Source organism: Thalassospira sp. CH_XMU1458 (genome assembly GCF_037027205.1).
GTDB classification, from domain to species: domain Bacteria; phylum Pseudomonadota; class Alphaproteobacteria; order Rhodospirillales; family Thalassospiraceae; genus Thalassospira; species Thalassospira tepidiphila.
The window spans coordinates 200,492-215,754 of sequence record NZ_JAYMDW010000004.1; the positions used below are offsets into that span (position 1 = coordinate 200,492).

16 protein-coding genes are annotated in these 15,263 nt (G+C 55.1%); 10 read left to right on the plus strand and 6 right to left on the minus strand.

The features are described 5' to 3' along the window. Positions 1-632: 632 nt before the first annotated feature. Positions 633-764 (minus strand): hypothetical protein, encoded by a 132-nt coding sequence (locus tag WBY09_RS19590; RefSeq protein WP_255356223.1) that lies wholly within the window; start codon positions 762-764, stop codon positions 633-635. 800 nt (positions 765-1,564) lie between these two features. On the opposite strand from WBY09_RS19590, the gene zwf reads away from it, so the two are divergent. The 5 genes from zwf to WBY09_RS19615 all read left to right on the plus strand — a co-directional run bounded on the left by zwf (position 1,565) and on the right by WBY09_RS19615 (position 7,290). Next, a complete protein-coding gene (gene zwf, locus WBY09_RS19595) occupies positions 1,565-3,058 on the plus strand; it encodes a glucose-6-phosphate dehydrogenase (RefSeq protein ID WP_063090213.1) in 1,494 nt (497 codons plus the stop codon). A 73-nt stretch (positions 3,059-3,131) separates the two neighbouring features. Next, entirely contained in the window at positions 3,132-3,851 is a 720-nt protein-coding gene (pgl, locus tag WBY09_RS19600; protein WP_197145360.1) for a 6-phosphogluconolactonase, read from the plus strand. Positions 3,852-3,856: 5 nt separating this feature from the next. Next, positions 3,857-5,689, plus strand: coding sequence for a phosphogluconate dehydratase (gene edd, locus WBY09_RS19605; RefSeq protein ID WP_008892135.1), 1,833 nt, complete (start codon positions 3,857-3,859; stop codon positions 5,687-5,689). Then, complete coding sequence (gene glk / locus WBY09_RS19610; RefSeq protein ID WP_197145359.1) at positions 5,689-6,627, plus strand: glucokinase; 939 nt, start codon at positions 5,689-5,691, stop codon at positions 6,625-6,627. Before edd ends, glk begins: the two co-directional genes overlap by 1 nt. 21 nt (positions 6,628-6,648) lie before the next feature. Continuing rightward, entirely contained in the window at positions 6,649-7,290 is a 642-nt protein-coding gene (locus WBY09_RS19615) for a bifunctional 4-hydroxy-2-oxoglutarate aldolase/2-dehydro-3-deoxy-phosphogluconate aldolase (protein WP_120225233.1), read from the plus strand. Between the two features lie 111 nt (positions 7,291-7,401). Here WBY09_RS19615 and WBY09_RS19620 read toward each other — a convergent pair whose 3' ends face one another. Next, the gene (locus WBY09_RS19620) at positions 7,402-7,635 is read right to left on the minus strand and encodes a hypothetical protein (RefSeq protein ID WP_063090204.1); all 234 of its coding nucleotides are present in this window, start codon (positions 7,633-7,635) and stop codon (positions 7,402-7,404) included. Positions 7,636-7,784: 149 nt separating this feature from the next. On the opposite strand from WBY09_RS19620, the gene WBY09_RS19625 reads away from it, so the two are divergent. The 4 genes from WBY09_RS19625 (at position 7,785) to WBY09_RS19640 (ending at position 10,681) form a co-directional block, all read left to right on the plus strand. After that, entirely contained in the window at positions 7,785-8,654 is an 870-nt protein-coding gene (locus WBY09_RS19625; RefSeq protein ID WP_008892128.1) for a LysR family transcriptional regulator, read from the plus strand. A gap of 175 nt (positions 8,655-8,829) precedes the next feature. Further along, positions 8,830-9,372 carry a sigma-70 family RNA polymerase sigma factor gene (locus tag WBY09_RS19630; protein WP_252723942.1) on the plus strand — a complete coding sequence of 181 codons (543 nt, stop codon included), beginning with the start codon at positions 8,830-8,832 and terminating at the stop codon, positions 9,370-9,372. Beyond that, positions 9,369-10,109, plus strand: coding sequence for an anti-sigma factor (locus WBY09_RS19635; protein WP_197145357.1), 741 nt, complete (start codon positions 9,369-9,371; stop codon positions 10,107-10,109). The genes WBY09_RS19630 and WBY09_RS19635 overlap by 4 nt, the downstream gene beginning before the upstream one ends. A gap of 125 nt (positions 10,110-10,234) precedes the next feature. Continuing rightward, on the plus strand, positions 10,235-10,681 hold the full coding sequence (locus WBY09_RS19640) for a DUF7282 domain-containing protein (protein WP_197145356.1): 447 nt from the start codon (positions 10,235-10,237) through the stop codon (positions 10,679-10,681). Positions 10,682-10,998: 317 nt separating this feature from the next. On the opposite strand, the gene WBY09_RS19645 is transcribed toward WBY09_RS19640, so the two are convergent. Continuing rightward, a complete protein-coding gene (locus tag WBY09_RS19645; RefSeq protein WP_083997185.1) occupies positions 10,999-11,277 on the minus strand; it encodes a DUF1127 domain-containing protein in 279 nt (92 codons plus the stop codon). 175 nt (positions 11,278-11,452) lie between these two features. On the opposite strand from WBY09_RS19645, the gene WBY09_RS19650 reads away from it, so the two are divergent. Beyond that, positions 11,453-12,322, plus strand: a complete 870-nt coding sequence (locus WBY09_RS19650; RefSeq protein ID WP_064782265.1) for a LysR family transcriptional regulator — start codon at positions 11,453-11,455, stop codon at positions 12,320-12,322. On the opposite strand, the gene WBY09_RS19655 is transcribed toward WBY09_RS19650, so the two are convergent. From WBY09_RS19655 to WBY09_RS19665, 3 genes are read right to left on the minus strand one after another with little or no spacing between them, the layout of a single operon-like run. Next, a complete protein-coding gene (locus tag WBY09_RS19655; RefSeq protein ID WP_336233661.1) occupies positions 12,323-13,348 on the minus strand; it encodes a nickel/cobalt transporter in 1,026 nt (341 codons plus the stop codon). Next, a complete protein-coding gene (locus tag WBY09_RS19660) occupies positions 13,311-14,006 on the minus strand; it encodes a DUF1007 family protein (RefSeq protein WP_336233662.1) in 696 nt (231 codons plus the stop codon). The genes WBY09_RS19655 and WBY09_RS19660 overlap by 38 nt, the downstream gene beginning before the upstream one ends. Beyond that, entirely contained in the window at positions 13,966-15,066 is a 1,101-nt protein-coding gene (locus tag WBY09_RS19665) for a zinc ABC transporter substrate-binding protein (protein ID WP_197145354.1), read from the minus strand. The genes WBY09_RS19660 and WBY09_RS19665 overlap by 41 nt, the downstream gene beginning before the upstream one ends. Positions 15,067-15,263 lie beyond the last annotated feature (197 nt).

Below are 15,263 nucleotides of genomic sequence, written 5' to 3' on the forward strand. Positions count from 1 at the left end.
CTGTTTTATCCGCGCACAGCGTACCTGCGCGCGTAATCTGGCTTTTTCAGAATTCCGGTCGGGACGAATAATTTCCGTTGGCCGAGCTGACGCCCGTTGCTCAATATCTGGGGATCAGCGTTCTGAAATCCAATTGTTGCTTCAAAGCCTACTTGAGTTCCGCAGACAAGCAATAGCCATAAAGTATGAGGAAATGACGAATTATCTTTTTTCACCCTGATTCAAACGAAATTTTGCCGGTTTGTCGAGCGAAATTTTGCAATGCAGCGTAAACTGTTGCGATGCAATAAAAAGTTTTTGGCATGTAACGTTGGAGCTTAGCGGTCGAATGACGGAGAAAATGTGAGGAAGGCTCATGTTTTTTGTGGGGTCAATCTGGTACCGGGTACGTGCAAACCAAAAAAAAGCGCCGCTATTGGGGAAATAGCGGCGCCAGTAGGCGGAGTATGCGGAAAGCATTATTGCGGTCCATGAGGCCCCATGGGGAAGACTGGGCGTAGGGAAGGTCTGACCGACAGGCGGGACAGGGTTTGGGTGCGGGGTTGCCTGCCGGTCAGACGCCCGTGATGGACAAAAGCTGGGTGGCTTATGGTCCGGGCCTCAGAAACACAAATAACGTGTGTTGGGAATTCCTAGACAAGACCGCGAAGGGTCTGTGCCATGCCAAGTCCGATCACAAACAGGAAAAATCCTGTGCTGCCGACAACAGCGACTGTGCTGCAAAGCTCGTTTAAGCGGGTCGGGTTCTCGATCAGTTTCAGCATGGTGTGTCCTCCTCAATCTGTCTGAGGAAACCATACTGTTCTGATTTTGTTCTCGCAAGAACAAAATTGGAACAAACGAGGATAATTTAGATTAAGTATATGATATATATAAATTAAATTTCGTTCACAAATGTTCTCATTGTTGTGGTAAGAACAGTAACGAGAACGGGTTTTCTTGTGCCAATGAGATCGCAAAGGCGCAGAAAACAGCGATTCCGCGCGAGTCTTGTTTCAATGTTCTTTTGTGTTCCCGTTGGTTGATGGGAATTAAACGCCGATTGGACCGGTCCAAGAGATCGTTTTTTGGAACAAACCGTGCGCCAAATGCAAATCGTCCAAACTGTTTCAATCGTGCGGGCGGGTGCGTCGGCAGAATCAAATTGTTGCACGATGTTTCAACTGTCCTAAAATGCAGGAAATCCGGCTGTAATTGCAGTGGTTTTGCAACAAACTGTTACGGTTAAACCGGATTTCGGTAAAACGTCTTCTATCGCGCGTGATCGCAGTGGTCTTGCCCCCATGGATCGTGTAACAGTGCGCGTAAGGATCGTGGCGAATTAGCCTTGCTGATCAGGACACAGCAGGGCCGGACGTCATGCTCCGGTCGTCAGGTGTTTGGCGACAGACCATCGGTCATCAAGACGGGTGTCATATTCCTGTCAGGTGACAAATAACAGGCGGGATCGGAAAATCCGGTTCTGCATCACGGCATCGGCCGTGCCCCGATTGTCTGCCAGGATCGCAAGATCCAGGGTCCCACCTTGGCGACGGGAAGGAAACGTTGGAAGGCTAAGGGCATAATGAAACAAAGGCAAAGGCTTAAGCATCGTATCGCGGATATCGTGATTTTCGGTGGGACCGGAGATCTGGCGTTACGTAAACTTTTTCCCGCACTGTATGAAATGGAACGCACCGGGCGTTTCGATGATGAGACCCGCATCTTTGGCGCATCGCGCAGCGAACATAGCGACGAAGATTTCCGGGCCAAGCTGGAAGAAGCCGGGAAGAAATTCATTCCCAAAGGCGAATTCGAACCCGAGACCTGGGCGAAGTTCGCCAGCCGCATCGCCTATGTGCAGGTTTCTGCCGGTGATGAAAGCGGGTTCAAGGTCCTGTATGAAAAGCTGTCCGATCAGCCTGATCGCGACCGCGTCTTTTATTTCTCGACCAGTCCGTCGCTGTTTGCCGACATGGCCTTTAATCTGAAAAAGGCCGGTCTGGTAACGCCGAATTCCCGTGTCGTGCTTGAAAAGCCGCTGGGTCATGATCTTGACAGTTGCCGCGAAATCAACGGCCAGATCGGTGAAGTGTTCGAGGAAAACCAGATTTTCCGTATCGACCACTATCTTGGCAAGGAAACGGTGCAGAACCTGATGATCCTGCGCTTTGCCAATGCGATGTTCGAGCCGCTGTGGAACAGCGCGCATATCGATCACGTCCAGATCACGGTCGGCGAGGAAGTCGGGGTTGAGGGGCGCTGGTCCTATTATGACGATGCCGGTGCCATGCGCGATATGGTGCAGAACCATATGTTGCAGCTTTTGTGCCTTGTCGCGATGGAACCGCCCTATGTCCTTGATCAGGACGCGGTCCGCGATGAAAAGGTCAAAGTGCTCAAAGCGCTTCAGCCGATCAATGATAGCAACATCGATAGCTCCACCGTGCGCGGCCAGTACCGCAAGGGCGCTGTGGGTGGCAAGGAAGTGCCGGGTTACCTCGAAGAGGAAGGTGCCAACACCGACAGCACCACGGAAACCTTTGTTGCGATCCGGGCCGAACTTGATAACTGGCGCTGGTCTGGCGTTCCGTTCTATCTGCGTACGGGCAAACGGTTGCCCAAACGTCATTCGGAAATCGTCATTCAGTTCCGTGACGTCCCGCACCAGATTTTCCCGTTGGCAAAATCCATGACCAACTATCAGGCCAACAAGTTGGTCCTGCGCCTGCAGCCGGATGACGGTATCCATCTTGTGCTCAATAACAAGAACCCGGGGCCGGGGCTTGTCCGTCTGCGCCCGACGGCATTGAACCTGTCCTTTGCCGAGGCCTTTGGCGGCCGCAGCCCGGATGCCTATGAGCGTCTTTTGCTGGATGCGATTGATGGCAACAACACCCTGTTTGTCCGCCGCGATGAACAGGATATTGCCTGGCAGTGGGTCGACGCCATTCAGGATGCGTGGCAGAACAATCATGTCACGCCCAAGGGATACACCGCCGGAACGTGGGGCCCGTCTGCTGCCATCGCCCTGATCGAACGCGATGGCCGGACCTGGAACGAAGAGGCCGGGTTCTAGCATTGTGCACCCCGGTACTTATGTGCCGGGGCCTTGCGCAAACTCGCCATGACCCCAACTTCGGGAAGAAGACATGACAAACGAACGCACATTCAAAAGCGGCGATGAAATGCTTGCGGCAATGGTCAAGGAAACCGTTGATCGTCTGGAATTTGCCATCGCAACCCGCGGCCACGCCAGCATTGCGGTTGCCGGTGGGCGCTTTCCAAAGCCGCTGTTTCAAACCCTTTCACAGGCGCGCCTTGACTGGTCAAAGGTGATTGTCACCCTTGGCGATGATCGCTGGGTCGGGCTTGATGATGATCAGTCCAATGAGAAGCTGGTGCGCGATAACCTGTTTATCAACGAAGCGCAGAACGCCCGCTTTGTGTCGCTGAAGACATCTGATAACAGCCCGGAAGACGCGGTTGAAACCGTCAGCGCGCGTTTGCGAACGGAAATGCACTGGCCGCTTGATATCGTATTTTTGGGGATGGGGGATGATGGTCATACTGCATCGCTTTTCCCGTCCTCAACCCCCGAAGCCCTGGGTAATGGGCTTTATCCCAAGCATGGCGAACTGGTCGCCGCTGCCCGCCCGACCGTATCCCCGGTCCCGCGCATCAGCATGACTTTGCCCGCCATCCTGAATTCCCGGTACATTGCCATCCATATTACCGGACAATCCAAATGGTCGACCTATGAAACCGCGAAAAACGGCACGGAAATCGAAGAGATGCCGGTTCGCGCAATCTTGCAACAGAACGATGTCCCCGTCGATCTGTGGTGGAGCGCCGAGAACCCGAAAGGCTGAACCCCATGAAACGTGAAATAGAACAGATTACAAAACGCATTATCGAGCGTTCCAAACCAACCCGCGAAGCCTACCTTGCCAAGATCGAGGCAGCGGCCTCTGATCGTCCGCATCGCTCCGCCCTGTCATGTGGCAACCTTGCCCATGCCTCGGCCGGTTGCGGGGCTGCGGAAAAGCAGCGCATTAACGGCGAAGACGGCGCGAACCTTGGTATCGTCACGTCCTATAACGATATGCTGTCGGCCCATCAGCCGTTGGGTGTTTATCCCGACCGTATCAAAAAGGCCGTGTTTGAGGCCGGTGGTACCGCACAGGTTGCTGGCGGTGTTCCAGCCATGTGTGATGGCGTGACGCAAGGCCGTCCGGGTATGGAGCTGTCGCTTTTCTCACGCGATGTCATTGCCATGTCCACAGCCGTGTCGCTGTCGCATGATGTGTTTGATGCGGCCCTTTACCTTGGTGTTTGCGATAAAATCGTTCCGGGTCTTGTCATGGGCGCGCTTTCCTATGGCCATATCCCGGCGGTGTTTGTCCCGGCCGGGCCGATGCCATCAGGCTTGCCGAATAATGAAAAGGCGCGCATCCGTCAGCTTTATGCCCAGGGCAAAGTTGGCCGCAAGGAACTGCTTGAAGCCGAAACCGCGTCCTATCACAGCCCGGGGACCTGCACCTTCTATGGCACGGCAAACTCCAATCAGATGCTGATGGAAGTCATGGGCTTGCATCTTCCGGGGGCGGCGTTCGTTAACCCGAACACCGATCTGCGCGATGCGCTGACCGAAGAAGCCGCACGTCGTGCGCTTGCCATCACCAAGCTTGGCAATGACTATCGCCCGATTGGCAAAATCCTTGATGAAAAGGCGTTTGTGAACGGGATTGTTGGCTTGCTCGCCACCGGTGGCTCGACCAACCATACCCTGCATCTGCCAGCCATGGCACGTGCGGCTGGGATTGAGCTTCGCTGGGATGATTTCGATGAACTGTCGCGCATTGTGCCGTTGCTTTGCCGCGTTTATCCGAACGGGCAGGCCGATGTGAACCACTTCCATGCGGCTGGCGGCATGGGCTTTGTGATTTCCGATTTGCTCAAGAACGGTATTTTGCACCCGGATCTTGAAACGATTCATACCGGTGGCATGGCGGCCTATGGCACCGAGCCGTATCTGGATAATGGCAAGCTTTCCTGGCGTGATGCGCCGGAAACCAGCCATGACGAAGAAATCCTGCGTCCGACCGAAAAGGCATTCAGTGCCGATGGTGGTTTGCGTATGCTTTCGGGCAACCTTGGCCGTTCCGTGATCAAGGTTTCGGCTGTTAAGCCGGAAAACCGCGTGATCGAAGCACCGGCGGCGGTGTTTACATCGCAGGAAGAAATGATGGATGCCTTCAAGGAAGGCAAACTGCATCGTGATGTGGTTTGCGTTGTCCGCTTCCAGGGCCCGAAAGCCAACGGCATGCCGGAACTGCACAAACTGACCCCGCCACTAGGTGTTCTGCAAGACCTTGGCTACAAGGTTGCCCTTGTCACCGATGGCCGTATGTCGGGTGCATCGGGCAAGGTCCCGGCCGCCATTCACGTGACGCCGGAAGGTATGATGAACGGCCCGATCGCCAAGGTTCAGGATGGCGATATCATCCGTCTTGATGCCGAAACTGGCGAGCTGTTGCTCAATGTCACCGACGCCGAATTGGCCAAGCGTGACTTTGCGACCTTTGATCATAAGGCCGAACATCAGGATGGCTTTGGCCGCGAGATGTTTGGTGTCTTCCGCGAACATGTTGGTCTGGCTGAACTTGGCGCCTCTGCGGCCTTCCCGGGGGAGGCTGAAGTCGCGTAATGCAGCTGGTTGGTGATATTGGCGGGACCAATGCCCGCTTTGCCTGGCTGGATGAGGCTGGCGATCCCTATACACCCATGACATTGCCGGTGCGTGACTATGCCACCATCGGCGATGCCATGCGGGACTTCATGGCGAAAACCGACTGCACGGATTTGCGTGAATTTGCTGTGGCGGTGGCATGCCCCGCCATGGCCGATACGGTCAAGTTCACCAATAATCCGTGGGTGTTCTCCAAGGAGGCACTCAAGGCCGAATTCAATCTCGATCGGCTGGTGGTGGTCAATGACTTTACCGGTCTTGCCATGTCTGTGCCCTATCTGGGCGAGGAAGACCTGATCACGCTGTTTGATGGTCCGGGGCGTCCGGGTTTGCCATTGGCTGTGGTCGGGGCAGGGACCGGGCTTGGTGTATCGGGGCTGCTACCACACGAAGGCAAATGGTTGCCCATACAGGGTGAAGGCGGGCATGTGTCGCTGCCCGCGATTGATGATCTGGATTACGAGATCGTCAAATTCCTGGGCCGCGAACTTGATCGTGTATCTGCCGAACGTGTGCTTTCGGGCATGGGGCTTGAAAACCTCTATCGGGCGCTTGCCGCGATTGAGGGGCTTGAAGTCGCACCCAAAACAGCGGCCGAGGTTGTTGATGGTGCCCTTAAGGATGGGGATGCCCTGTGTCTTAAGGTGCTGGAACGGTTTTGCATGTTCCTTGGCGGTGTCGCCGGGGATCTGGTTTTGACGCTTGGGGCCTTCGACGGGGTGTTTATCGGTGGCGGCATTGGCCCGCGCATTACCGATTACATGAAGAAAAGCGCGCTTAAGGAGCGCATGATCGCCAAGGGGCGGTTCCGTGATTTGATGAATGATGTGCCGGTGCGCCTGATGACGGCGAAGTACCCGGCCCTGATCGGTTGCGCCAAGATTTTAACGGCGTAATCGAAACCTGGAGGAAAGTTAATGAGCCTTTCATCGCGTGAAATTCTGTCCAAGGCACCGGTCGTTCCGGTTCTGGTGATCGAAGACGCCAACGATGCCGTGCCGCTGGCCAAGGCGCTTGTCGCTGGCGGTCTGCCGGTACTTGAAATCACCCTGCGCTCGTCCGCAGCCGAAGAAAGCATCAAGCGCATCATCGCCGAGGTGCCCGATGCGATTACCGGTGCCGGCACTGTGATCAATGCCAAACAGATGGAACGCATGGCCGAGATCGGCTGTGCCTTCGCCGTGTCGCCCGGCCATACCGAAGGTTTGCTGAAAGCGGCCAAGGATACCGGGTGCCCGTTGCTTCCAGGTGCCGGAACGCCGTCGGAAATCATGAACCTGATTGATCACGGTTATGACACACTGAAATTCTTCCCGGCTGAACAGCAGGGTGGTGTTTCGATGCTCAAAGCGATTTCCGGTCCGATCCCGCAGGTATCATTCTGTCCGACCGGTGGTGTGTCGCTGTCCAATCTGGCCGACTATCTGGCCCTGCCAAACATCATCACCGTCGGTGGTTCGTGGATTGCGCCCAAGGATGCGGTCAAGGCAGGCGACTGGGGCAAGATCACCAAACTTGCGCAGGAAGCCACCGATAAGGTCAAGGCGCTGCGCGGCTGAGATTTTTGGGCTCAGTAGCCAAAGCCGAAATGCGAAAAAGGGACCCGGTTGGGTCCCTTTTTCTATCAGGGTCGTCCATGCGGCGATACCGGTGCCGCGCCCGATCACGCCTTAGCGCGAAATGCGGTCAACATACCAGGTCGAACCGTTGAATTTGCGCTGCAGACCAAGGTCGGCAAGTTCAGCATGGCTCAGTGAATCCCAACCGTAGCTCGCGGCTTTGGGTGCACGTGCCTTACCGATCTTGTTGGCGATCTTGCTCAGAAGCGATCCGAACGGCATGCGTTTCGCGAACGGGTCGGTAGCAGCATTGAATTGCGGTGCAGCGGAAACCGTGTGTGCCATGATGGCCTCCTGTGATCTACGGTTGATTTGCCTTTCGATGGGCGGAAAATGTCATATGCGAAATAAAACGGGAACTACTTTGTTTTGCATAGCTACTGTGCAAAAATGCACGACGATTTTGACAGATTCCAAGGGACCAAATAACGCCTATGAATTGGAATGATTTACGCTACTTCCTTGTTCTTGCGGAAGAAAATAGCCTGTCCGGTGCAGCGCGACGTTTGCGTAAAGAACATACCACCGTTGCGAGACGGATCGAGGCGCTCGAAAGTGATCTTGGCACAAAACTTTTTGACCGATTGCCACGTGGGTGGCAGCTGACATCAGCGGGTCGAAACCTTGTTCCTGTGGCCGAACGAGTCGAAGAAGAAGCCCTGACATTCGAGCGACAGGCAAAGGGCGATGAAGCCGCCCACGGGGTTGTGCGCATTTCCGTGCCCCCGGTTGCCGGGCGCGTATTGTTCGCGCCGCGCCTTGCCCGATTGCTCAAGGCGCATAAGGGACTCGAATTCGAAATCATTGGCGCGGCCAATATCGTCAATCTGGCGCGACGCGAAGCCGATGTCGCCGTACGCATGATCACGCCGCGTGAACCGGGCCTGATAACCCGCAAACTGGTTGAGCTGGGCGTGGGGCTGTATGGCGGGGTTGGTTACAAGGATCGCGTGCCGGAAATGGATTGGGAATTCTGTGGTTATGAGGACACCACATATGGCGCGTCCAAACGGGAATGGGTACGCACGGTGCTTGATCGTGAATTGCCCTGTCGGTTCCGCGCTGATGACACCGAAACCGTGCGTCAGTTCATTGCGGCCGGGCATGGTGTCGGCGTTTTGCCGCGCTATTTTGGTGATCGGGATGATGAACTCGAACTGATCCACGCAGATGTCGAAGGCCGCAGCCGTGAAAGTGTGTGGATGGTGGTGCACCCGGATATGCGCCGATCGCCGGGCGTGCGTCTTGTGATGGATGCCCTGATCAAGGCGGCTAACAATATCGCCGAGGAATATCAGGTCTGAGCGGCAAACCTGACATGCCGGAAGGCAACCCTACGCGTTGTTTTCTTTGAAATAAAATTGATCAGGTTGCTACTTGGCTGCGTAATGACTTATGGCTCGGGATCATGCGCGATCCCGTATTTGTTTCTTTCATACAGCGGCACGTCTGGCGGGCTGTATGCATGTGGCGGTGGGTATGACATCGACCCGGGATTTGGAAAACCTGCTGAGGCAGTCGATCGAAGGCAATACGGATGCCTTCGAACAGCTTTATAATGCAACATCAGCGAAACTTTTCGGCATCGTCCTGCGTATCTTGAGAAATCGCGCCGAGAGCGAGGACGCCCTTCAGGACATCTATGTGCGTATCTGGCAAAAGGCGGGGGATTTCGAACCCGGTCGTGCCTCGATCATCACATGGATGGCAACCATTGCCCGCAACCGGGCGATTGATATCGTCCGGCGGCAACGCCCGGAAGCCGATATCGAGGATGCAGATATTGAAACGCTGATATCGTCGGACTCTGCATTTGACCAGATGGCGGTTGCAGACGAGATGCGTCAGCTTGACCATTGCCTGAACGATCTCGAAGACGACCGCCAGCAAATTGTAAAGCTGGCCTATCTCGAAGGCTGGTCGCGCGCCGAACTGGCAGAGCGCTTTGCCCAACCGGTCGGAACGATCAAGACATGGCTGCATCGCAGCCTGAGACAATTAAAGGAATGCCTGGGAACATGACGGACCGGGATGATATTGACATGTTGGCGGCGGAATATGTGTTGGGGACTCTTGAGCCCGCACAACGCCAATCCGTTGAAACACGTCGCAGCCAGGAACCCGAACTTGATCGCGCGATTTCCGACTGGGAAGCGCGCCTGTCGCCGTTGAATGCCCATTATGATGCGGTTTCCCCGTCGCGCGATCTGTTTGCCGGTATTCGTGCCCGGATCGAAGGTGCCGCACAGGCCACGCGCCAAGCCGCCAGCCAGCACGTGCCGGGTGTGGTGGAATTCGCCAAACTCAAACGTCGACTGGCCGTTTGGCGTGCCGGTGCGCTGGGGGCTGCGGCGATTGCGGCCAGTCTGATTGTGGTTGTGCTTTCAAGTGATCTGAATTCCCCGGTCCAGAACGGGCAGTTTGTTGCCGTCTTCCACCGGGATGACACCCAACCGGCCTTTGTCATGAGTGTTGATCTTGAAACCCGCGAAGTCACCATTCGACCGGTCGAGGCGACCGTACCCGAAGGCAAGACCTATCAGCTCTGGATTGTGACCGAGGAAACCGGGCCGAAACCGAAATCGCTTGGCCTGCTTGAAAACATCGCCAATCCGACAACCAAGCAGCTTGGCGGGTTTGATCCGGCCATGTTGCGCAATGCAACGTTTGGCATCAGCCTTGAGCCCGAAGGCGGTTCACCAACTGGTCAGCCAACCGGTCCTGCGATCCATGGGCGCCTTATTTCCGTTGCTCAGTAAAAAAAATCACCTTTGCTGAAACCCGATTGATTTGGCTGCGTAGCTTCTGTGTGTGCGATGAAACGCACGACATGAGCGAGCGCAGAAAACAGCGCGTTCCAGATCAAAAGCAAAGGAGACTTCACATGACCTTCAAAGCCAAAGCAACCGCAAAAGCAACCGGCGTAATCACGGCAATGATGCTGAGTGCCGGCTTTGTATTCGGTGGTGCGGGTGCGGCAAACGCAATGGGTCCGATGGTCGAAGCCATGGATCAGGATGTTTCGGCTGGTGTGGTAACCGCATCGAAAATCATGGCTGGCGAAAACGGCTGGCTGGTTGTCCATCGCACCAACAGCGATATGAAGCCGGGACCGGTCGTTGGCTATGCACCGCTTAAAAAGGGTGAAAACACGGATGTATCCGCCATCCTGCAGGAACCGGTAAAGTCCGGCGAAATGTTGATGCTGATGGTGCATTCCGAAGCCGGTGGCATGAAAACGGGCGTCTTCGAATACACCCTGGGCGCCAAGGAAGACGGCCCGATCAAGCAGGACGGAAAACTGGTGATGAAAGTTGTATCTGCTCAGTAGGGCAGAGACGACCATCTTGCCCAAATAGACGAGATCGTTTTCAGCCCGCAAGTGTCCCCTTGCGGGCTGTTTTCATGTCCGGCGTCCTATTGGCAGAAACAGCTAATACCGTTATCGACAAACTCAAGTCCGAGCAATTTCGAACTATGAACAAAAGGCCCCCGCATTGCAGGGGCCTTTGTCTGCCTTGAGGGAGGCATTGACCAACTTGGCAATAGTCGTATTCCCAAGTTAGCAGCATCAAAGCGTGTCGATTGCCAACGGTTCTGTTTGGAGCCGGGGCCGCTTTGATGTTCGGGGGGCGGTATTGAAGAAAATCAATACCAGTCGCGTGTTGCGTATCCGTCACGTGTGCGTTCAAGACCGATGTCACGCAGTTGATCATCGCTGAGCTTATTTAGCGCATTCCGACCCTGATAGTGCTTGTATGCGGTAATCAGTGTATCGAGGATCGTCGGGATGATCGCATGCAAACCCTCTGTGGTGTGGCGGCGCGAGGCAGGGAAACTGGGGTTTTGTGCGCGTATCTCCGACGATGACGTGTTCGACAGGGGACCAACGACGGGATGACATTTGATATGGTTTAAGACAGCCATTTTGATGCTCCTTGATCGTGTGGGCTTTGTGATGTCGACAAGGTTGCCATGCGCAAAAACACAAATGAATTCCGATAAAATGCGCTACAGTTGTGCAGATTTGCGCAATGGCGAAGCATCGTTTTCGGCGTTGCGCAGGCTATCTATTTCTAAAAGCCGTGCCGGGATGGAGCCAATGAACTGGAATGATTTGCGTTTCTTTGTTGCGGTGGCAAAGGAAGGAACCTTGTCCGGTGCGGCAAGGTGTCTTGGCAAGGACCACACAACGGTTTCGCGAAGGATCGAGGCCCTTGAAGCAGATCTTGGTGCACATCTTTTTGATCGGCTGGCAACAGGCTGGAAACTGACCGAGGCTGGCGAAAATCTTATGCCTGCCGCGTTGCGGATCGAAGACGATGTTTTGGTGTTCGAACGTCAGGCGCACGGCGATGAAACCGCTCATGGTGTTGTCAAGATCGCGGTCCCGCCAAGTGCCGGACGATTGCTGTTTGCCCCGCGCTTGGCAGAACTGCTGCGCGATCAGAAAAATCTTGAATATGAAATCCTGGGATCAAGCGTCGTTGCCAATCTGGCCCGGCGTGAAGCGGACGTTGCTGTGCGCATGGTACGTCCTGATCAAAGTGGCCTGATTGTCAGAAAGCTGGTCGAGTTACGTTATGCGGTTTACGCGGCAAAGGGCTATACAGAGCGTGTCCCCAAGGAAAAATGGGAATTTTGTGCTGATGGTCGCAACACATTCGGTGATTATCAGCAAGGCTGGGTTTGGGATACGCTGGATAAAGAATTGCCAGTACGCATAAAGGCCGATGATACCGCAACGGTGCAGGCCTTTGTTGCCGCCGGTCACGGACTGGGTTTGTTGCCGAGATATATGGCAGATGAAGATGACCGACTGGAAGTGGTGGCGGATGACAGCCTGGCCGAACTCAGCAAGCCGGTCTGGTTGGTGGTGCATCCTGATATGCGGCGTTCGCCCGGTGTCCGCATGGTGATGGATGCCCTGATCAAGGCGTCAGACAGCATCCCGGCGGCCTATAAATCCTGATTACAACCAGCCCAGTTGGCGGGCCGACGCCAGCAACAGCATCACACCAAACAGGGTAATGATTGCAGCCCCGGTAAAGCCGACCGTGCGGCGAATGATACCCGACGATGTTTCCGAAACGCTGAACAGATACTGAGTGCCTGTGCGAATGCCGATGGCGGCCAGTCCGATCAGGCTGATGGTAATCGCAACCCCAAGCGCCATGGCAAAGGCAGCGCCAATCCCGATCAGAAACATGCCATTGGCCAAGGTAAACAGCAGAACAAGGATCGATCCGGTGCAGGGGCGCAAACCTGCGACAACACCGGTTGAGATCATCTGCCAGTTGGATTGAACAGCCGGGGCATCGTGATGGGTGAGGTGGTGGCTGTGGTCATGGTCGTGACTATGATCATGTGCATGTGTGTGTGCATGATGATGCTCGCCCGGTCCGTGGTGATCGCAACAATCATCGCGGCCTTGCAGGATGCGAAGCGCCATGACTGCGCCCAAGGCGGCAATCAGGGCGTATGAAACCGCTTCCATGATCAGGCCGTTCTTGGTGACCGCTGCCGGGCCCAGATTAAGGATCAGGGTCAGTCCACCGACCATGACGATGGCCGAAACCGCCTGAACAGTGGCAATCAGGCTACCCATCGCCACACCCTGTTTCCATCCGGCATCGCGCGACAGGAAATAGGTGGTGGTGATCATCTTGCCATGACCGGGGCCCGCCGCGTGAAAAACACCATAGCCAAACGACAGGGCAATAATGACAAGGCCCGGCCAGAAGCTGTCTCCGTCCTTGGCTTCGCGCAGCGTGGCGGTGATTTCACGGTTGAGTTTGGTCTGGATGACCACCGTCTGGCCAATAAGGTCTGAAAGCCAGTCGGGCAGGGCAATCATGCTGTCTTCGGCGGTATCGGCATCCGGGTTGGGTGCCGGGGTACTTTGGGAGCTATCAGCTGCCCCGCGACCCAGAAGGTTTGATGATTGTGCGGCTGCCGGATTACTCGACGAGAACGAAATCGCCAGGAGCAAGGCCACCAGAACTGCTGCTATCTGCCACCTTGGCCGCGCAAACAACATCGGCACGGATTGGCGCGACCAGGTCAAAATAGATGCGGTTCTTTTCATCTTCGCTCATCTCGAAATGGCAGGACAGGTTTTTGGCCCCTGCAAACAGGACGGGATCGACCTGTGTGTAGGCGACATCGATATAGTATTCGGCATCATAGACCGACAGGCTGATGGCATCCTTGATCGGATCAAGTGGTGTTTCGAGCATCAGCTTGAAGTCATAGCTGACCCGGCGGTCATCGGTGATATCGGCAACAAAATCAGTCGCACCGGCAAAGGATACCAGTTCTTCGTCCTTGCGTAGATGTGTCAGCCAGGAAAACTCGGAAAGGGCTGCAAAGGCATTGTCGTGTACGGCGGTGTTTTCTTCGTCAAAGAACCGCGTGTCGTGGTTTTTGTCGAACTCGTCGATCATGGTCATGCTAAACAGATCGTCAAACAGCCAGCGCACGCGAATGGCGGTAATCTTGTCGTTCTCAAAAACGAATTCGGCATTCGCGTCGATCCAGACATGTGGATGCGCAAATGCCGAAGGGGCGGTTGCCAGCAGCGTCATGCCGGCAACCAAAATCATTGCGGTCCGCTTACGAAGCGTCGCCAAGGCAATCGACAAGTGCGTCGACATTTTGTGCGAGAATTTCCTGATAGGCAGTCGGTCCCGCAGCAATGTCAAAGCCAAGCGGGTCAAGCGTGCCGGTCCGGATGCCAGTGTCAGACACGACGGCCTGAACGATTGCCGGGCGGAATTGCGGTTCGGCAAATATGCAGACAGCGCCGGTATCATGGATTTTGTCTTCGATTTCATGAAGGCGTTTGGCTCCGGGCTTTTGATCTGGCGAAACTGTAATCGATCCGACCGCGTTCAGGCCAAGGCCGGCTTCGAGATACTGGTAGGCATCATGGAATACCACATAGGGCTTGTCCTGGACCGGTGCAACTTTTGCCCGGAGATCATTACCAAGGTTGGTCAGGCTTGCAAGTAGTGTCTGCAGGTTTGCGCGATAGTCGTCGGCATGTTCGGGGTCAATCTCGGCCAGTTCATCGGCGATGGCAATCGCGATGGCCGCGCCATTGGCCGGATCCATCCAGATATGCGTGTCGATACCGTCATGTTCATGATGTTCGACGCCATCATGGTGGTCGTCATCGTCATGTTTTTCATGTTCGGCCACATGGTCGTGATCATGATCATCATGTGCCGCCTGATCGTGTTCGGCTTCGTGGTCGTGATCATGGTCATCATCTCGGGCATGGTCGTCGTGATTGTCATGCTCCTCATGATCATGCATGTGACCTTCCCACGTGCCGCCTTCGCGCATATTGCGCAGTGACAGTTGCGACAGGGAAACCAGTTCAAGCTGATGGCTATGGCCCGAAAGACTTTCAAGCGGCTTTTCAAGGAAGCCTTCCAGCGCATGCGAAACATAGATCACCAGATCGGCATCGTTTAGCGCACGCGCCTCACTCGGCCGCAAAGAATAGGTATGTGGTGAAGATGCGCCATCGATCAGCAAAACCGGCTCCCCGATGTCTTTCATGATAGCACTCGTGATGCCGTGGATCGGCTTGATCGAGGTCACGACTTTCGGGGCATCGTCGCCATGGGCGGCCGCGGTCAGCGGGGCGGCAACAAGGATCGGGGCGGCAAAAAGAACGTGACGGAGGGCTCGGCGCAAGGAAGGCATGTGGGTGATCCGGTTTGCAATGGGTTTGATATTCGATATGTGTTGTTATGATATAACATAACAAATCGTCAAGAGGAAACGACCGGGACCGACAAAATGAACGCTGCTGATCAGCGGTTTCTATGAAACTCAATTCTGATTCAGGTGTTTCCATACCAGAAGGGGTGTTTCCAGACGCAGCAATCCCCACCTGAAAC